Annotated in this window: 13 protein-coding genes, 7 tRNA genes and 1 pseudogene; 14 read left to right on the top strand and 7 right to left on the bottom strand. The window is 60.6% G+C overall.

Translation table 11 applies throughout. The features are described 5' to 3' along the window. Nucleotides 1-19: 19 nt before the first annotated feature. The 3 genes from Q8O96_RS02110 to Q8O96_RS02120 all read right to left on the bottom strand — a co-directional run bounded on the left by Q8O96_RS02110 (nucleotide 20) and on the right by Q8O96_RS02120 (nucleotide 2,528). A complete protein-coding gene (locus tag Q8O96_RS02110) occupies nucleotides 20-601 on the bottom strand; it encodes an SH3 domain-containing protein (RefSeq protein ID WP_305948271.1) in 582 nt (193 codons plus the stop codon). 94 nt (nucleotides 602-695) lie between these two features. Further along, nucleotides 696-1,853: an MFS transporter gene (locus Q8O96_RS02115; protein WP_102864093.1), complete on the bottom strand. Its 1,158-nt coding sequence runs from the start codon at nucleotides 1,851-1,853 to the stop codon at nucleotides 696-698. A 599-nt stretch (nucleotides 1,854-2,452) separates the two neighbouring features. Next, nucleotides 2,453-2,528, bottom strand: a tRNA-Asn gene (locus Q8O96_RS02120). A 270-nt stretch (nucleotides 2,529-2,798) separates the two neighbouring features. On the opposite strand from Q8O96_RS02120, the gene Q8O96_RS02125 reads away from it, so the two are divergent. Continuing rightward, complete coding sequence (locus Q8O96_RS02125) at nucleotides 2,799-3,032, top strand: hypothetical protein (RefSeq protein WP_102863689.1); 234 nt, start codon at nucleotides 2,799-2,801, stop codon at nucleotides 3,030-3,032. A gap of 6 nt (nucleotides 3,033-3,038) precedes the next feature. Here the strand turns inward: Q8O96_RS02125 and Q8O96_RS02130 are convergent, their stop codons facing one another. Together Q8O96_RS02130 and Q8O96_RS02135 are read right to left on the bottom strand one after the other, a co-directional pair. Beyond that, nucleotides 3,039-3,236, bottom strand: a complete 198-nt coding sequence (locus tag Q8O96_RS02130; RefSeq protein ID WP_102863687.1) for a hypothetical protein — start codon at nucleotides 3,234-3,236, stop codon at nucleotides 3,039-3,041. Between the two features lie 130 nt (nucleotides 3,237-3,366). Further along, nucleotides 3,367-4,563 (bottom strand): amino acid aminotransferase, encoded by a 1,197-nt coding sequence (locus Q8O96_RS02135; RefSeq protein WP_102863685.1) that lies wholly within the window; start codon nucleotides 4,561-4,563, stop codon nucleotides 3,367-3,369. A gap of 336 nt (nucleotides 4,564-4,899) precedes the next feature. Here Q8O96_RS02135 and uvrB point away from each other — a divergent pair, with 336 nt between their 5' ends. After that, nucleotides 4,900-6,915: an excinuclease ABC subunit UvrB gene (uvrB, locus tag Q8O96_RS02140; RefSeq protein ID WP_102863684.1), complete on the top strand. Its 2,016-nt coding sequence runs from the start codon at nucleotides 4,900-4,902 to the stop codon at nucleotides 6,913-6,915. 24 nt (nucleotides 6,916-6,939) lie between these two features. Here the strand turns inward: uvrB and Q8O96_RS02145 are convergent. Beyond that, nucleotides 6,940-7,080, bottom strand: a pseudogene (locus Q8O96_RS02145) (hypothetical protein); the annotation flags it as partial. 229 nt (nucleotides 7,081-7,309) lie between these two features. Here Q8O96_RS02145 and gltX point away from each other — a divergent pair. The 12 genes from gltX (at nucleotide 7,310) to Q8O96_RS02205 (ending at nucleotide 13,642) form a co-directional block, all read left to right on the top strand. Further along, nucleotides 7,310-8,791: a glutamate--tRNA ligase gene (gltX, locus tag Q8O96_RS02150; RefSeq protein ID WP_102863683.1), complete on the top strand. Its 1,482-nt coding sequence runs from the start codon at nucleotides 7,310-7,312 to the stop codon at nucleotides 8,789-8,791. A 279-nt stretch (nucleotides 8,792-9,070) separates the two neighbouring features. Beyond that, a tRNA-Ala gene (locus tag Q8O96_RS02155) sits at nucleotides 9,071-9,146 on the top strand. Nucleotides 9,147-9,226: 80 nt separating this feature from the next. Further along, nucleotides 9,227-9,302, top strand: a tRNA-Glu gene (locus tag Q8O96_RS02160). 52 nt (nucleotides 9,303-9,354) lie between these two features. Further along, nucleotides 9,355-9,430, top strand: a tRNA-Ala gene (locus tag Q8O96_RS02165). A 78-nt stretch (nucleotides 9,431-9,508) separates the two neighbouring features. Then, nucleotides 9,509-9,584 (top strand) — tRNA-Glu (locus Q8O96_RS02170). A 52-nt stretch (nucleotides 9,585-9,636) separates the two neighbouring features. Further along, nucleotides 9,637-9,712, top strand: a tRNA-Ala gene (locus tag Q8O96_RS02175). Nucleotides 9,713-9,790: 78 nt separating this feature from the next. Then, a tRNA-Glu gene (locus Q8O96_RS02180) sits at nucleotides 9,791-9,866 on the top strand. Between the two features lie 183 nt (nucleotides 9,867-10,049). Then, nucleotides 10,050-10,589, top strand: coding sequence for a TetR/AcrR family transcriptional regulator (locus tag Q8O96_RS02185; RefSeq protein ID WP_250330792.1), 540 nt, complete (start codon nucleotides 10,050-10,052; stop codon nucleotides 10,587-10,589). 29 nt (nucleotides 10,590-10,618) lie between these two features. After that, a complete protein-coding gene (locus Q8O96_RS02190) occupies nucleotides 10,619-11,452 on the top strand; it encodes an alpha/beta fold hydrolase (RefSeq protein WP_115581979.1) in 834 nt (277 codons plus the stop codon). Nucleotides 11,453-11,499: 47 nt separating this feature from the next. Next, nucleotides 11,500-11,934 carry a thioesterase family protein gene (locus Q8O96_RS02195; protein WP_305948272.1) on the top strand — a complete coding sequence of 145 codons (435 nt, stop codon included), beginning with the start codon at nucleotides 11,500-11,502 and terminating at the stop codon, nucleotides 11,932-11,934. 187 nt (nucleotides 11,935-12,121) lie between these two features. Next, the gene (locus Q8O96_RS02200; protein WP_102863678.1) at nucleotides 12,122-13,081 is read left to right on the top strand and encodes a tRNA-dihydrouridine synthase; all 960 of its coding nucleotides are present in this window, start codon (nucleotides 12,122-12,124) and stop codon (nucleotides 13,079-13,081) included. 114 nt (nucleotides 13,082-13,195) lie between these two features. Next, nucleotides 13,196-13,642, top strand: a complete 447-nt coding sequence (locus tag Q8O96_RS02205; RefSeq protein ID WP_305948273.1) for an Hsp20 family protein — start codon at nucleotides 13,196-13,198, stop codon at nucleotides 13,640-13,642. A gap of 48 nt (nucleotides 13,643-13,690) precedes the next feature. Here Q8O96_RS02205 and Q8O96_RS02210 read toward each other — a convergent pair whose 3' ends face one another. Beyond that, nucleotides 13,691-16,969 carry an EAL domain-containing protein gene (locus Q8O96_RS02210; RefSeq protein WP_207167344.1) on the bottom strand — a complete coding sequence of 1,093 codons (3,279 nt, stop codon included), beginning with the start codon at nucleotides 16,967-16,969 and terminating at the stop codon, nucleotides 13,691-13,693. Nucleotides 16,970-17,025 lie beyond the last annotated feature (56 nt).

The following is a 17,025-nucleotide window of genomic DNA, read 5'->3' on the forward strand; positions in this document are numbered from 1 at the left end:
GTTTTTTATGGGTGAGTCATTATTCGAGGTTGTCCAGGGGCTCCAGGGCTTGCAGGGCCTCGGGGTTGTCCTTGTACTGCCCGCGCAAGGTTGCGAGCTGGCGATCATGGCCGATACAGACGTCGTTAATGGCTTTCTCCAGTTCGGCCCGACGCTCCTCGTCATACGCCTCCTCGCCGGCAAAGTGCTGGCAATCTTCGTGACGCTGGATAAAGGCCGTGACCTCGGCCGGCAGCTGTGGGCCGCCGTAGTGACCGCCCAGTTGCAGGCGTTTTTCCTCGACCCAGCCACTGTAGTCCTCACCGTTTTTGGCGATGTACATGACTTGGGCCCAGCCGCTGTCGCTGGAGGCGTACACGGTCAGGCCGTCGCCCGGAATCACATAGAGCTTCTGGTTCACGCAGGCGGCATTCGGCCCACTGTGAAAGTGCAACCGTCCTTGGCCTATGACCTTGGCTTCCAGGGGCGGGCGGTACTCGCCGGCTTCCAGAGAGGCGTTGTCGCTCAGGGTGGCGCAATCCACCGTGGAGGCGGCCAGGGCCTGTAGCGGTAACAGAGACAATAGCCCCCACAGGGACAGGAGGCACAGAGGTCGGTTCATTGCACAGTTTTCATCAGGGGATTCGGATGGCGCGATGGTAATGACAAAGAGGCGGCCTGTGAATGTTTCCAGGCCGCCCTTTGAGCAGCGTGACTTACTCCGTGACCTTGCTGAACTGCCCCTGGCGCACCAGGGACAGAGCCATTACCACCACCACGGCGGCGGCCGCCGACAGGGTCAGGGGCAAACCATAGCTGCCGCCGCTCATGGCGGCGCCACTGAGCAGTGGTCCCAGCAGGCTGCCGATGCCCCAGAGCAGACCGGCGCTGGCATTGGCGGTCACCAGATCCGCTCCGCTGAAGGATTGCCCGATCAGCACGATCGCCAGGGTGTAGATGCCGCCCGCCGCCGCGCCGAGGATGACCAGGCTCGGCCAGAGCAGACCGGGGGATTGCATCAACAGTGGCAGGCACAGGCCGATCAGCAGAGCGATGATGCCGCAGCCGAGGTAGATCCCCGGGCGCCCCAGCTTGTCCGAGAGCCAGCCCAGGGGGAACTGGAACGCCGTATCTCCCAGGAGAATGATGGTCACCATCAGTGCCGCCAGTTTGATGCTGTAGCCATGAGTGGCCGCGTACACCGGAAACAGCGACAGCACGACGCTGTCGAAGAAGGCGAAGAACAGTATGCCCACACACAACGCCGGGGCGATGCGGATAAAGCCCAGCACCGAGAAGGTCCGGCTTTCCTCGTGAGGACTTGGGGAGTCTTCCTGGGGCAGGGTCAGCCAGACCACGGCGATCGCCACGGCATAACCGAGGCTGACAATGGCGAGTACGAGCGGCCCCTCGGTGCCCAGCAGTGATACCAGGCCAGGGCCCAGCAGTTGGAAGAAGGTGAAACAGGTGGTGTAGACCGCCACCAAGCGGCCACGGCTGGCGTCTTCGGCCATTTCATTGACCCAGGTTTCCCCGAGAATGATGATCAGCCCGGCCCCAAGCCCCATGGCGACCCGGGCCAATCCCAGGCTGAAGAGGTTGGCGCCCGGCAGTTCCAGGGCTGCCACGCTCAGGGCGCAGAGGCTGAAACACAGCAGATAGATCTGGCGCCGGGTCAGGCGCTGGCACAAGGCATTGACCAGGAAGGCCGAAAGCATCATGCCCGCCGCAGGCAGGGCTGACATGATGCCAATCTGATTGTTCGACGCGCCGGCCTGGTACAGGCGCAGGGCAAGGATCGGCACTGTGGAGCCGATGCTCAGGCCGACAATGGAAATGCCCAGGATCAAGGCAGCTAACAAGGCTTTGTTCATGATCAAGACTCGCGCCTGAAGCGTCAGGCGCTGAAAAATGGAGATGTTGCGGACGCCGCGTGACAGCATCCGCCGAGATACGGGCGAGAGCCGGGCCTGTGCCCTCGGCGTAGGGGCTGGCTGCTGGCGAAGCGGTCATTGAATGGTGCGGCGCACTTCGAGACGTCTTCGCTGGCGAGCCAGCCTCTGCATCGGCGCCAAAGGTGGCGGGGCGGTGCCAGGCTCAATTGCGGTTAGCGACTGCCTTGGTGCGGGGAGAAGGTGAAGGCGAACAGGACGCTGCGGCGGCGACGGTTGATCGCGCAATCATGCTGGGCAACGGCCAGGGTTGCCGAAGGGCTCATCGAGGGGGAGAGGCACGGGGACTGTGCTGGCAGGAACATCGTTGTCTGACTGGCCGGAAAAATAGGCGCACAGCCTACGTCAGGCCATTGCGGCAAGGCAACCAGACCTTTGTCTGAGCCATTCGGCTCGCAAAGCACTTTATCCGCATGTCTGGCTGACATGCGGATCATGGAACTGATAGTGGTTTTTTTCTGCTGATTTGCCAAAAGAGCAGGGCGCTCTTGTTGGGTTTGAGGCAAATCAGTGTAGGAATATGGCTCCACGACCTGGACTCGAACCAGGGACCCAGTGATTAACAGTCACTTGCTCTACCAACTGAGCTATCGCGGAATGCGCCGTATCTTACTGATTCAGAAAGGGAAGTCAACAAGCTGTGAATGTTTTTTTCAGTGCGGCGAGGTTCTGAATGATCTGCTGACATTACTTCAAGGGTTTTATCAGCTAGCGGGGCTGTACGTGATCCGATAGGGGCTACCATGGCTCCCCGGAAGTGGTTTCACGCGCTGCCGGCCTCAAGCCGCAAAGGTACGTTTTTATGATGCGCTTCGATTTATCCCAGGTTCCCACTCATTTTTTTGCATCGCGATGCGAGGTGCTGTCATGAGCATCGAGCAGATCAACCTGCCCAAGGGAGTCGGGCCTCAGGCCGACAAGTTGTGGGATGCCATTACCCAGGCAGCGGCAGCGGCGGATCTGAACCGCGCGGCGGGCAAGGCCGAAGGTTTTGTCCTGGGGCTGGAGAGTGCCAAGGCCATCAAGAGCCAGGTCGCTGAGGCGTTGTACGTGGCCTTTGATGATGCCGCCAGTCAGCGAATGCGTGAACTGGCGGGTTGAGTCGGTTCAGCCGCCGAAGGTCAGGGTGCCCAGCATCAGCTTGGCCATCAGCGATGTGGCTGCCAGTTGCACCAGCCACAGGGCCAGACCACCGAGGAACACGCCGAGGGCGATTTGCAGTACCAGGCTCTTTTCGCGTTTCTGCGAGCGGGGCAAGTAGTGCTCCAGTTCGTCGCGGTCGGCCCGCAGGTCATCGTCTTTCATCTGGATTCTCGATCGGCAAGGGAGGCGTGGCCTCAGTCTAGAGGATGCAGGGGCTGGACTGGTTATTAGCTGAGCGCGCACAAAAAAGGGGAAGCACCATGGCTTCCCCTTTTTGCGCGACGGCCGTGAATCAGATCACCTGGAGGATGGCCTTGGTCACCACGTCGATGTTGTTCTGGTTCAGTGCGGCCACGCAGATGCGGCCGGTGTCCAGGGCGTAGATGCCGAATTCGTTGCGCAGGCGGGTCACTTGCTCAACGGTCAGGCCGGAGTAGGAGAACATGCCGCACTGGCGGCCGACAAAACTGAAGTCGTGCTCAGGGGCGCCTTTGGCCAGCAAGTCGACCATCTGGGTGCGCATGCCGCGAATGCGCAGGCGCATTTCCGCCAGTTCCTGCTCCCACTGGGCGCGCAGTTCCGGGTTGTTCAGCACCGCGGCAACGATGGTTGCGCCATGGGTTGGCGGGTTGGAGTAGTTGGTGCGGATCACGCGCTTGACCTGGGACAGCACGCGAGCGCTTTCTTCCTTCGAGCTGCTGACGATGGACAGGGCGCCAACGCGCTCGCCGTACAGCGAGAACGACTTGGAGAACGAGCTGGACACGAAGAAGGTCAGGCCCGACTCGGCGAACAGGCGCACGGCCGCGGCGTCTTCGTCGATGCCGTCGCCAAAGCCCTGGTAGGCCATGTCGAGGAATGGCACGAGGTTTTTCGCCTTGACCACTTCCAGGACGTTTTTCCAGTCCTGCGGAGTCAGGTCGACACCGGTCGGGTTGTGGCAGCAGGCATGCAGCACCACGATCGATTGGGCCGGCAGGGCGTTGAGGTCTTCCAGCAGGCCGGCGCGGTTTACGTCGTGGGTGGCGGCGTCGTAGTAGCGGTAGTTCCGCACCGGAAAACCAGCGGTTTCGAACAGTGCGCGGTGGTTTTCCCAGCTTGGATCACTGATGGCGACTACAGCGTTGGGCAGCAGTTGCTTGAGGAAGTCGGCGCCGATCTTCAGTGCACCAGTACCGCCAACGGCCTGGGTGGTGACCACGCGGCCAGCGGCCAGCAGGGGCGAGTCGTTGCCGAACAGCAGTTTCTGTACCGCTTGGTCATAGGCGGCAATGCCGTCGATCGGCAGGTAACCACGGGAGGCGTGTTGAGCGGCGCGAATTGTCTCGGCTTCGACAACGGCGCGCAGGAGTGGAATGCGTCCCTCCTCGTTGCAGTACACGCCCACCCCAAGGTTGACCTTGTTGGTTCGGGTGTCGGCGTTGAATGCTTCGTTGAGGCCCAGGATTGGATCGCGTGGTGCCATTTCGACAGCGGAGAACAGGCTCATTTTTACGGCGGCTCTGAATGGAGTTGTGGAGGGACGTGTCGCGCTCCAGCCGAATGCACTAGAGCGGTGCACAAACGGGGAGCTAGTATAGAGGCCATCATCGCGGGGGGCGACAGCCGATTGACCTTTTGCGACAAGTTTTTCGCTTTATTTTTCGACCGTTAGTCTTATTGCAACCTTCCGGGTGTTAACGGGTGTAAGACCTTTACCTTGAAAGCCGTGGTATCTGCCTCCACATCCAGCTCATTCCGGTTTTTTCCTCGGCGACATGGGTCGTACGCGGTGTTTCTCGTTCCTGTACGGTATAGCCGCGCATGAATGATCCCAGAGGTAGATATGTCCGAATTCCAGCTAGTCACTCGCTTCCAGCCCGCCGGCGACCAGCCGGAAGCCATCCGCCTGCTGGTCGAAGGCATCGAGGCCGGACTGGCCCACCAGACCCTGCTCGGCGTGACCGGCTCGGGCAAGACCTTCAGCATCGCCAACGTCATCGCTCAGGTGCAGCGCCCGACCCTGGTACTGGCGCCGAACAAGACCCTGGCAGCCCAGTTGTACGGCGAATTCAAGGCCTTCTTCCCGAACAATGCGGTGGAGTACTTCGTTTCCTATTACGACTACTACCAGCCCGAAGCCTATGTGCCTTCCTCGGATACCTTTATCGAGAAGGATGCCTCGATCAACGACCATATCGAGCAGATGCGCCTGTCGGCGACCAAGGCGCTGCTGGAGCGCAAGGACGCGATCATCGTGACCACGGTGTCCTGCATCTATGGTCTGGGCAGCCCGGAAACCTACCTGAAAATGGTTCTGCACGTGGACCGCGGCGACAAGCTCGACCAGCGTGCCTTGCTGCGGCGCCTGGCGGACCTGCAATACACCCGCAACGATATGGACTTCGCTCGTGCCACCTTCCGTGTGCGTGGCGACGTGATCGACATTTATCCGGCGGAATCCGACCTGGAAGCGATCCGCATCGAGCTGTTCGACGACGAAGTGGAAAGCATCAGCGCTTTCGACCCGTTGACCGGTGAAGTGATCCGCAAGCTGCCGCGTTTCACCTTCTACCCCAAGAGCCACTACGTGACCCCACGGGAAACCCTGCTGGACGCTATCGAGGGGATCAAGGTGGAACTGCAGGAGCGCCTGGAATACCTGCGCTCCAACAACAAACTGGTGGAAGCCCAACGTCTGGAGCAACGCACCCGTTTCGATCTGGAGATGATCCTCGAGCTGGGCTATTGCAACGGCATCGAGAACTACTCGCGCTACCTCTCCGGCCGTCCCGCCGGCGCCGCGCCACCCACTTTGTATGACTACCTGCCGGCGGATGCGCTGTTGGTGATCGACGAATCCCACGTCAGCGTGCCTCAGGTGGGCGCCATGTATAAGGGCGACCGTTCGCGCAAGGAGACTCTGGTGGAATATGGTTTTCGCCTGCCATCGGCGCTGGACAACCGGCCGATGCGTTTCGACGAGTGGGAAGGCGTCAGCCCGCAGACCATCTTCGTCTCTGCTACCCCGGGCAACTATGAAGCCGAGCACGCCGGGCGCATTGTGGAGCAGGTGGTGCGTCCCACCGGCCTGGTGGACCCCCAGGTGGAAGTACGCCCGGCCCTGACCCAGGTGGATGACCTGTTGTCGGAAATCACCAAGCGCGTGGCGGTGGAAGAACGAGTGCTGGTCACCACCCTGACCAAGCGCATGGCCGAGGACTTGACCGACTACCTGGCCGACCACGGCGTGCGCGTGCGTTATCTGCACTCGGACATCGACACCGTGGAGCGTGTGGAAATCATTCGCGACCTACGCCTGGGCACCTTCGATGTGCTGGTGGGGATCAACCTGCTGCGTGAAGGCCTGGACATGCCGGAAGTGTCGCTGGTGGCGATTCTCGATGCCGACAAGGAAGGCTTCCTGCGTTCCGAGCGTTCGCTGATCCAGACCATCGGTCGCGCCGCGCGTAACCTCAATGGCCGGGCGATTCTCTATGCCGACCGCATCACCGGTTCCATGGAGCGGGCGATTGGCGAGACCGAACGGCGGCGTGACAAGCAGATTGCCTTCAACCTGGCCAACGGCATCACCCCCAAAGGGGTGTTCAAGGATGTCGCCGACATCATGGAAGGCGCCACCGTGCCGGGCTCGCGCAGCAAGAAGCGCAAGGGCATGGCCAAGGCCGCCGAAGAAAGCGCCCGCTACGAAAACGAACTGCGTTCGCCCAGCGAAATCACCAAGCGCATTCGCCAGCTCGAAGAAAAAATGTACCAACTGGCCCGGGACCTGGAGTTCGAGGCGGCGGCGCAGATGCGCGACGAAATCACCAAGCTGCGCGAGCGCTTGCTGACCGTCTAACGGCGTTCGATCCCTAAACCGTGGGATCTGCGAGATGGTGATCATGATCCGCGGCTGCCCCAGGGCGCGAATGATCTGGATCTGATTGCGCTGCGGCCCGGCGAAGTCCGGGTTGAGCACTCCGAAAAAGAGGCTCGCCAGCCCGAACAGGCCAAATCCCAGGGCGCGCGGCCGCAATCAAAAAGTGTAAGAAAAATCACTAGCGGGTGAACCTGGCAGATAGCCCGTGGGTGGTAAATGCCAGGCGCTGATATTTGACCATTCATGGGCTCTGCGGCGGCCTGTAGTCGCAACCTTGGCTTAAATGCCCTCCTTACTGGAGCCGGGCCTGGGTCGCCTGTTACCATTCGCCCCCTGTTTTATTCCTCGTTTTTCTATCTTTTCGAGATATGCCATGACCACCGTCCGCACGCGCATCGCGCCATCGCCTACCGGGGACCCCCACGTAGGTACCGCTTACATCGCTTTGTTCAACTATTGCTTTGCCAAGCAGCATGGCGGTGAGTTCATCCTGCGTATCGAAGACACCGATCAGTTGCGTTCGACCCGTGAGTCCGAGCAGCAGATTTTCGATGCCTTGCGCTGGTTGGGCATCAACTGGAGCGAAGGGCCGGATGTGGGCGGTCCCCATGGTCCTTATCGCCAGAGCGAGCGCGGCGAGATCTATCAGAAATATGCTCAGCAATTGGTGGACCTGGGACACGCGTTCCCATGCTTCTGCACGGCCGAAGAGCTGGACCAGATGCGCGCCGAGCAGATGGCTCGTGGCGAGACGCCGCGTTATGACGGCCGCGCCTTGCTGCTGTCCAAGGAAGAGGTGGCCCGGCGTCTGGCGGCCGGTGAGCCCCATGTGATTCGTATGAAGGTGCCGACCGAAGGCGTCTGTGTGGTGCCTGATCTGCTGCGTGGCGATGTCGAAATTCCGTGGGATCGCATGGACATGCAGGTCCTGATGAAGACCGATGGCCTGCCGACCTACTTCCTGGCCAACGTGGTCGATGACCACCTGATGGGCATCACCCATGTGCTGCGCGGTGAAGAGTGGCTGCCTTCGGCACCGAAGCTGATTCTGCTCTACGAGTACTTCGGTTGGGAGCAGCCGCAGCTGTGCTACATGCCGCTGCTGCGCAATCCGGACAAGAGCAAGCTGTCCAAGCGCAAGAATCCGACCTCTGTGACCTTTTACGAGCGCATGGGCTTCATGCCGGAAGCCATGCTCAATTATCTGGGGCGCATGGGCTGGTCGATGCCGGACGAGCGCGAGAAGTTCTCGTTGCAGGAAATGGTCGATAACTTTGACCTGTCGCGGGTATCCCTGGGTGGGCCGATCTTCGATATCGAGAAACTGTCTTGGCTCAACGGCCAGTGGTTGCGTGACCTGCCGGTGGAAGAGTTCGCCAGTCGCGTGCAGACCTGGGCGCTGAATCCTGAATACCTGATGAAGATCGCGCCCCATGTGCAAGGCCGGGTGGAGACCTTCAGCCAGATCGCACCGTTGGCCGGCTTCTTCTTCGCCGGTGGCGTGACCCCGGACGCCAAGTTGTTCGAATCCAAGAAGCTTTCTGGCGATCAGGTGCGGCAAGTGATGCAGTTGATCCTGTGGAAGCTCGAGAGCCTGCGCCAGTGGGAGAAAGACAGCATCACCGCGACCATTCAGGCAGTGGTTGAATCCCTGGAGCTGAAACTGCGTGACGCCATGCCGCTGATGTTCGCTGCGATCACTGGCCAGGCCAGCTCGGTGTCGGTGCTCGATGCCATGGAGATCCTGGGGCCTGACCTTACTCGTTTCCGTCTGCGCCAGGCCATCGACCTGCTCGGTGGCGTGTCGAAGAAAGAGAACAAGGAGTGGGAAAAACTGCTGGGCGCCATCGGCTGACGGCGCTTCGCAGCAGGGGAGCTACAAGGGACTACGGGCTTTTCGACTACGCTTGATTCTCAGGCGCCAGGTCGATTGGTCGCTGGCCAAGTGGGTTCCAGGCGGCTCGCGGCCCCCCGTTTATGGGAGTTGGCACGGGCCGCTAAGGCTGAAAAAGCCAGGGTTTTTGGGGCAGGGCGGTAAGTGGTTGTTATCCCGGCAAATTTTTTTTCAAAATACGGAAAAAAAATTGACAGCCTTCCGATCGCCCCTTAAGATTCGCCCCGTCCTCACCGACGAGGGGCTATAGCTCAGCTGGGAGAGCGCTTGCATGGCATGCAAGAGGTCGACGGTTCGATCCCGTCTAGCTCCACCAAATTTTCAGTTCAAGGTCTGGCCACACCGGCCTTGAATCGATCAGTACTCAGCACTGATCAGTTGTATAGAAGGGTTTGCGTCCCCTTCGTCTAGTGGCCTAGGACACCGCCCTTTCACGGCGGTAACAGGGGTTCGAGTCCCCTAGGGGACGCCAGTTTTACACAAGTGATGTTGCAAGATGTCGCTGCGCCGCGAGGCGAAAATCCGGGGCTATAGCTCAGCTGGGAGAGCGCTTGCATGGCATGCAAGAGGTCGACGGTTCGATCCCGTCTAGCTCCACCAATTTACAGTTCAAGGCCTGGCCACACCGGCCTTGAATCGATCAGGACTCAGCACTGATCAACTGTTAGAAGGGTATGCGTCCCCTTCGTCTAGTGGCCTAGGACACCGCCCTTTCACGGCGGTAACAGGGGTTCGAGTCCCCTAGGGGACGCCAGTTTTACACAAGTGATGTTGCAAGATATCGCTGCGCCGCGAGGCGAAAATCCGGGGCTATAGCTCAGCTGGGAGAGCGCTTGCATGGCATGCAAGAGGTCGACGGTTCGATCCCGTCTAGCTCCACCAATTTACAGTTCAAGGCCTGGCCACACCGGCCTTGAATCGATCAGAGCTCAGCACTGATCAACTGTTAGAAGGGTATGTGTCCCCTTCGTCTAGTGGCCTAGGACACCGCCCTTTCACGGCGGTAACAGGGGTTCGAGTCCCCTAGGGGACGCCACGTTTACCCGCTATGCGGGATTTTTAAGGGTCATTCAATTATTGAATGGCCCTTTTGTTTTTCTGGCGTCCGGCCAACTTTTACTCTCTTCCTCAGCCTGCACTTCTGACCGGCGGTCACACTGACGACTTGCGGAAAATTATTATGAGAATAATATTTTGTCCGTAATATTCGGAGGCAACGATGAACGATAAAAAAGCTCAAACCCGCGAACGTATTCTCCAGGCTGCCAGTTCAGCGCTGATCCAGCGAGGCCCGGCCGAACCGAGTGTGGGGGAGGTGATGGGGGCTGCCGGGCTGACGGTGGGTGGCTTCTATGCGCACTTCGAGAGCAAGGATGCGCTGATGCTTGAGGCGTTCACCCAACTGCTCGCCCACCGACGTGGCTTGCTCGACGAGCTGGACGCAGGTTTGAGTGGTGAGGAGCGAAGGGCGCTGACGGCAGCGTTCTATCTGTCGCGCAAGCACCGCGACTCCACTGAGCAGGCCTGTCCGATTCCGGCATCTGTGGGTGAGCTGGGGCGGCTTCCAGAGAGTTTTCGCAAGGCTTTGAACGAGCATATGGAGCTGATGGTCGCGCAGTTGGCCGCAAGCCCCGAGGATACGGACAAGGCGTTGGCGGATATGGCGTTGATGGTGGGTGGGCTGTCCCTGGCGCGAGCTCTGGGGCCGGGTGAATTGTCCGATCGTCTACTGCGTGCCGCCAAGTCGGCGGTTCTATGACCTGAAGTTCGGTTGCGAGGTGTTGGGCGATGAGCGGATTGAGCTGGATTCGTGGTGTCAATGGCACTCTGGGCTGGGTGGCTCCTCAGTGGGCGGCGAATCGGATGCGCCAGTTGTTCATGACTCCCCGTGAGCTGCCGCCCCGAGAGTGGGAATTGCCCCTGCTGGAGCGTGCTGAGCGTCTGACCTTGCGCTTTGGCCTCTCTGCCTTGCGTTGGGGGCAGGGGCCGACAGTGTTGCTGATGCATGGCTGGGAAGGGCGACCCACTCAATTTGCCAGCCTGATCGAGGCGCTGGTGGCGGCTGGCTATACCGCAGTGGCGCTGGACGGTCCCGCCCACGGCCGCTCTCCAGGGGAGGAGGCCAATGTGGTGCTCTTTGCCCGGGCGATGTTGGAGGCAGCGGCGGAATTGCCCCCCTTGCGCGCAGTGATTGGTCACTCCATGGGCGGTGCCAGCGCCATGCTCGCTGTGCAGTTGGGACTGCGCACCGAAACCCTGGTCAGTATCGCCGCGCCGGCTCGGATTCTTGGCGTTTTGCGAGGTTTTGCCCGCTACATGCGCTTGCCGCCCAGGGCGCGCTCGGCCTTTATCCGTCAAGTGGAGAAGGATGTAGGGATGCGTGCCGCGACCCTGGACGTGGCTCAGTATCAGTTGGAGATGCCTGGCCTGATCATTCATGCCGAAGATGATCGATTTGTACCGGTCAAGGAGTCGGAGTTGATCCACCAGGCCTGGTTCGATAGTCGCTTGCTGCGCTTGAGTGAAGGTGGTCATCAGCGAGTGTTGGCCGATCCCCGAGTGATCGACGCTGTGATCACTCTGGTCACCGGACGCCATCTGCCGGCGCGCCAATCTGCCTGAGCATCCGCTACACTGCCCCGGTCAAAAAAACTGACCGGGAGTTGGGCATGAGTTGGGATCTGGCAACGCCATTCGTTATCGATCTGCAGGTGGTGGCCGAGGATATCGATGGCTTGGGGCACGCCAACAATGCGGTCTACGTGACCTGGCTGGAGCGTTGCGCCTGGCGTCACTCGCAACGTCTGGGGCTGGATCTGGCCGAGTATCGTCGCCTGGATCGGGCGATGGCCGTGGTGCGGCACGAGATCGACTATCTGGCCGCGGCTTATGAAGGCGATGAGCTGCAACTGGCCACCTGGATCGTCGATTGGGATCAGCGCCTGAAGATGACTCGACGTTTCCAGCTGGCCCGTCCGAGCGATGGCAGTACCTTGTTGCGGGCCCAGACCACTTTTGTCTGCATCGAGCTGTCCAGCGGCAAGCCCAAGCGTATGCCCGCCGAATTCCTTGAGGGCTACGGCCCAGCCCTGCAGGGCTCGTGATCACCTTGGCTCCTGTGTGGATACCGTCTTGCCAGCGAAGGCGTGTTCAAGGGCGCTGTCAGGCCCGAGAGTCCATTTGTCGCTAAGCGCAACGCCGCTCGGCCGTTCCTACAAAATTCCTGTTATCGGGTGAAACCCAGTAAACTGGCGGACGTTTTTTCGCCTGATTTTTCGTTGAGTGTGTTTCATGCAAATTGCCCTGGCGCCCATGGAGGGGTTGGTCGACAACATCCTGCGGGATGTGTTGACTCGTGTTGGCGGGATCGACTGGTGTGTCACCGAGTTCATTCGCGTCAATGACCGTCTACTGACGCCTGCCTATTTCCACAAGCTCGCTCCCGAGTTGCTGCAAGGCGCGCACACCGCTGCCGGCGTGCCATTGCGCGTGCAGTTGCTGGGGTCCGATCCGGTGTGCCTGGCCGAAAATGCTGCGCTGGCCTGCGAGCTTGGCAGCGAGGTGATCGACCTAAATTTTGGCTGTCCAGCCAAGACCGTCAACAAGTCCCGGGGTGGGGCGGTGCTGCTTAAGGAGCCCGAACTGCTGAATCAGATTGTCGAGCATGTGCGGCGAGCGGTGCCTGCGCATATCCCGGTCACGGCAAAAATGCGCCTGGGCTTCGATAGCCCGGACGGTTCGCTGGTGTGCGCTACGGCGCTGGCTGAGGGCGGCGCGGAACATATCGTGGTTCACGCACGGACCAAGGTTGATGGTTACAAGCCGCCCGCTCATTGGGAGTGGATTCCTCGGGTGCAGGATGTGGTCAAGGTGCCGGTGTTCGCCAACGGCGATATCTGGAGCGTCGAGGATTGGCGGCGCTGTCGGGAGATCAGTGGCGTGGAGGACATCATGCTCGGTCGTGGGCTGGTCTCGCGTCCGGACCTGGCCCGGCAGATCGCCGCCGCTCGCGCTGGGGAGGAGGTGGTGGAAATGTCCTGGGCCGATCTGCAGCCCATGCTTCAGGACTTCTGGGCCCAGGTGGTGGTGCAACTGACCCCCCGTTCAGCCCCGGGGCGTTTGAAGCAATGGCTGGCCATGCTGACTCGCAACTATCCGGAGGCGGTTGAGCTGTTTACCGCTCTGCGTCGGGAAACCGATCTGGATCAGGTGGGGCGGCTGCTGGGCATGCCCCGCAGCGAAGCGGCGTAAAAAATTCAAAAAAAACCTCTTGAAATGTCAGGAGCGGTCCCTATCTCTTGGGTACGCGACGCCGAATTCGGGTCGCGGAGATAACCACTCGCTGAAAAATCAGGAGATAGACCCATGAGTACTGCATTTTCCCTGGCTCCACTGTTCCGTTCCTCTGTTGGCTTCGACCGTTTCAACGACCTGTTTGAATCGGCGTTGCGCAACGAACCGAGCAGCAGCTATCCACCCTACAACGTTGAAAAACACGCCGACGACCAATACCGCATCGTCATCGCCGCTGCCGGCTTCCAGGATGACGATCTGGAACTGCAAGTGGAGAAAGGCGTGTTGACCGTGAGCGGTGGCAAGCGCGACGCCAATGAAAGTTTCACTTACCTGCACCAGGGCATTGCCCAGCGTGCATTCAAGCTGTCCTTCCGCCTGGCCGACCATATCGAGGTCAAGGCCGCGGCCCTGAGCAACGGTCTGTTGAACATTGACCTGCTGCGGGTTGTACCGGAAGAGGCGAAGCCAAAGCGCATCCCGATCAACGGTGCGCAGCAGCCGGCTCTGCAACACTAAGACCGCTGTAAAAAAAGGGCGCCCTGGTGGCGCCCTTTTTCGTGCCTGTCATTTCAGCAGCTTCTTGAATTCGCTCAGAGGTAGCGGCTGGCTGTGCAGGTAGCCCTGGTACAGATGGCATTCCAGCCCCTGGAGGAATTCCAGTTGCTGTGGGGTTTCCACGCCTTCGGCGATGACCTTCAGGTTCAGGCTGCGGGCCATGGCGACGATGGCCCGGATGATTTCCGCATCGTTGGGGTCGTGGGTGGCATCGCGGACAAATGACTGGTCTATTTTCAGGGTGTCCACCGGCAGGCGTTTTAGGTACGTCAGGGAGGAGTAGCCGGTGCCGAAGTCGTCCATGGCAAAACTGACCCCGAGTTTTTTCAGTCGACGCATCTTGTTGATGGTGTCATCCAGGTTCTGGATCACGATGCCTTCGGTGATCTCCAGCTTCAGCAATGATGAGGGCAGGGCATAGGCAGTCAGGCTGTGTTCGATTCGTTCGACGAAGTCGTTCTGGCGAAATTGCCGAGGGCTGATGTTGACGCATAGGCTGAAGTGGTGCGGGTCCACCAGGCCTTGCTCGATCAGTTGGCTGAAGGCCAGGCAGGCTTCATCGAGAATCCAGGTGCCCACTTCAAGGATCAGTCCGCTGTCCTCCAGCACCTTGATGAACTCCGTCGGTGATTGCGCCCCCAGCTCCGGGTGCTGCCAACGCACCAGGGCCTCGGCGCCGACGATGCGGTTGTCGCGGGCATCCACCTGTGGCTGGTAGTGCACGCTGAATTCGCCGCGGGACAGGGCCAGACGCAGGTCGGTTTCCATGCGCAGGCGTTCGCTGGCGGCCTTCTGCATGGTGTTGTGGTACATCTGCGTGGTGTTGCGCCCGGAGTCCTTGGCGCGGTAAAGGGCAATGTCGGCGCGCTTGAGCAGGTCGGTGGGGGTCGAGCCGTGATCGGGAATCAGCGCCACGCCGATGCTGGGGGTGACCTGCAGGCGCTGGCCGTCGAGGAACATCGGTTCCGAGAGCAGCTCGCGCAGGGTCCCGGCCAGTTGCCGCACCTGTTCACTGACCTCATTGCGCGAGCCTTCCAGGCCGCTGAGCAGCACCACGAATTCATCGCCGCCGAGGCGCGCGACGGTGTCCTCCATGCGCACGCTGGCTTCCAGTCTGGCGGTGATGATCTTCAGTACGGTATCGCCCACCGGGTGCCCCAGGGAGTCGTTGATGTGCTTGAAGTGGTCCAGGTCGAGGAACAGCAGGGCGCCCCGCAGATTGTGGCGCTTGAGCAGAGCGATCTGCTGGCTCAGGCGGTCCATCAGCAGGGCGCGGTTGGGCAGGTTGGTCAAGGGATCGTGGTAGGCCAGGTGGCGGATCTGCGCCTGGGCATTCTTCAGCAGGCTGACGTCCCGGGCCGTCAGCAGCAGGCACGGGGTTTCATTGAGGATGATCGGCTCCACCGAGACCTCTAGGGTGAGGATTTCCCCGCGCTTGTTACGCCCGAGCATTTCCAGGTGATGCACCCGGCCCTTGAGCCTGAGCTCCGCCAGCAGTGTGGCGAGCTGGGCTTCTTCGGCCCAGATGCCGACCTGATACATGGTGTGGCCGAGCACTTCATCGGTGCGGTAGCCGGTCAGGCGGCAGAAGCCGTCGTTGACCTCCAGGTAGCGGCCGGTGTCGCGCTCGGTGATGGTGATGGCGTCAGGACTGGAGTGGAAGGCCTTGGCGAACTTCTCTTCGCTGGCCTTGAGCGCGGCCTCGGAACGCTGTTGCTGGGTGATATCCCGCAGCGTGGTGACGATGCACGGCTGCTTGTCGACGGTGATCAGGCGGCTGGAAATGATGCAGGTCAGTGCCTGGCCGCTCTTGTGGTTGACCACCACTGCCACGTTGTTCAGCGCCTGTTCGCGAATCACCTGTTCGATCCGCCGCAGACGCGGGGCGGGATCTGCCCAGAAGCCGATCTGTTCGGCGCTGCGGTTGATCACATCTTCCGGGGTCCAGCCGAAGGTCTGGGTGAAGCTTGAATTGATCTCGATGAACTGACCGGTTTCCAGCAGGGTCAGGCAGATGGGGTCCGGGCTGACCTGGAACAGGCTGGCGAACTTCTCTTCCGAAGTGATCAGGCGCTGTTCGCGTTCCACCTGTTCGGTGATGTCCAGCAGCGTTCCGGCCATGCGCAGTGGATTGCCCTGCTCGTCGCGATAGAGGCGAGCGCGGCTTTCCAGGTAGCGCGAGCTGCCGTCCGCCAGTTGCACCCGGTAAGTCAGCTGGTAGTTGCCCGCCGGGCCTTCCCGCAGGCTGCGATAGGCATCGCGCATGCTGTCGCGTTCTTCAGTGGGGACGCCCTCGAAAAAGGCTTCGAAGGATTCATGGAAGGGCGCCGGCTCCAGGCCGTGCAATTGTGCGGCCCGGGCCGAGCCATAGAGCATGCCGCTGGGAATGTGCCAATCCCAGGTGCCCAGTTGCGCCGAATCCAGGGCGAGGTCGAGGCGTTCCTGACTGTCTTTGAGGGCTTGTTCGGCTCTTTTGCGTTCGCTGGTATCGAGAAAGGTGCTGAGCAGGTAGGGCTTGCCTTCCAGTTCGATTTTCTGCGCGCTGAGAATGCCGTCGTGGATCTGGCCATTGCTGGCGCGGAACTGGACTTCGAGGCTGGCGGCCTGGCCCTTTTTCTGCACGGCCTTGATCAGTTGGGCGCGCTGTTCGGGATTAACCCACAGGCCGATCTCCAGGGTAGTGCGGCCTATCACATGTTCGGCGGGCCAGCCGAACTGGCTTTCGAAGTATTGGTTGGCCTCGCTGATCAGGCCATCTTCCAGGCGGGTCAGCAGCACCATGTTGGGGCACAGGTGAAACAGGGTGGCGAAACGTTTTTCCGAGCTGCTGAGGGCTTCCTCCCGCTGGCGTTGGTGGGTGATCTCGCGGATCACCCCGATCATTCGGGGCTTGCCATGCTTGTCCGGTAGCACGCTGCCGTTGATCTCCAGCCAGTGCAGGCTGCCATCGGGCCAGCGAATGCGGTGGTGCATCGCGTGTTCCAGGGGCGCTCCCGCCAGCACTGAATGAAAAGCCCGTATGGTTCTGGCCCGGTCTTCAATGGGGAGCAGATCGAGGTATTCGAGGTTTTCCGGCAGGGGTTGGCGTGGATCGAAGCCAAACAGTGCCTGGGTGCCCCGGGACCAGCTGATCTGTCCGCTTTCAATATCCCAATACCAGGCTCCCAGCCGCGCGCCATTGAGAGCAGCGAGCAACTGCGGTGCGCTTTCCCAGCTTTGCTCCGACTCCCTGGGGTCGACAGCATGGATACGCGGCATGGGTGGAATACGGTCAGCGGGTTTTGGCATGGGTGTCAGGCCTTGAGCTGAGTCATTCGTTTGGCGCGGGATACTCATGACAGTTC

The sequence above is a fragment of the Pseudomonas sp. LPH60 genome (assembly GCF_030718165.1).
GTDB classification, from domain to species: Bacteria; Pseudomonadota; Gammaproteobacteria; order Pseudomonadales; family Pseudomonadaceae; genus Aquipseudomonas; species Aquipseudomonas danubii.

Coding starts and splice junctions, on each gene's coding strand:
- Q8O96_RS02110 (WP_305948271.1), bottom strand. CDS start 601: ATGAACCGACCTCTGTGCCTCCTGTCCCTGTGGGGGCTATTGTCTCTG.
- Q8O96_RS02115 (WP_102864093.1), bottom strand. CDS start 1,853: ATGAACAAAGCCTTGTTAGCTGCCTTGATCCTGGGCATTTCCATTGTC.
- Q8O96_RS02125 (WP_102863689.1), top strand. CDS start 2,799: ATGAGCATCGAGCAGATCAACCTGCCCAAGGGAGTCGGGCCTCAGGCC.
- Q8O96_RS02130 (WP_102863687.1), bottom strand. CDS start 3,236: ATGAAAGACGATGACCTGCGGGCCGACCGCGACGAACTGGAGCACTAC.
- Q8O96_RS02135 (WP_102863685.1), bottom strand. CDS start 4,563: ATGAGCCTGTTCTCCGCTGTCGAAATGGCACCACGCGATCCAATCCTG.
- uvrB (WP_102863684.1), top strand. CDS start 4,900: ATGTCCGAATTCCAGCTAGTCACTCGCTTCCAGCCCGCCGGCGACCAG.
- gltX (WP_102863683.1), top strand. CDS start 7,310: ATGACCACCGTCCGCACGCGCATCGCGCCATCGCCTACCGGGGACCCC.
- Q8O96_RS02185 (WP_250330792.1), top strand. CDS start 10,050: ATGAACGATAAAAAAGCTCAAACCCGCGAACGTATTCTCCAGGCTGCC.
- Q8O96_RS02190 (WP_115581979.1), top strand. CDS start 10,619: ATGAGCGGATTGAGCTGGATTCGTGGTGTCAATGGCACTCTGGGCTGG.
- Q8O96_RS02195 (WP_305948272.1), top strand. CDS start 11,500: ATGAGTTGGGATCTGGCAACGCCATTCGTTATCGATCTGCAGGTGGTG.
- Q8O96_RS02200 (WP_102863678.1), top strand. CDS start 12,122: ATGCAAATTGCCCTGGCGCCCATGGAGGGGTTGGTCGACAACATCCTG.
- Q8O96_RS02205 (WP_305948273.1), top strand. CDS start 13,196: ATGAGTACTGCATTTTCCCTGGCTCCACTGTTCCGTTCCTCTGTTGGC.
- Q8O96_RS02210 (WP_207167344.1), bottom strand. CDS start 16,969: ATGCCAAAACCCGCTGACCGTATTCCACCCATGCCGCGTATCCATGCT.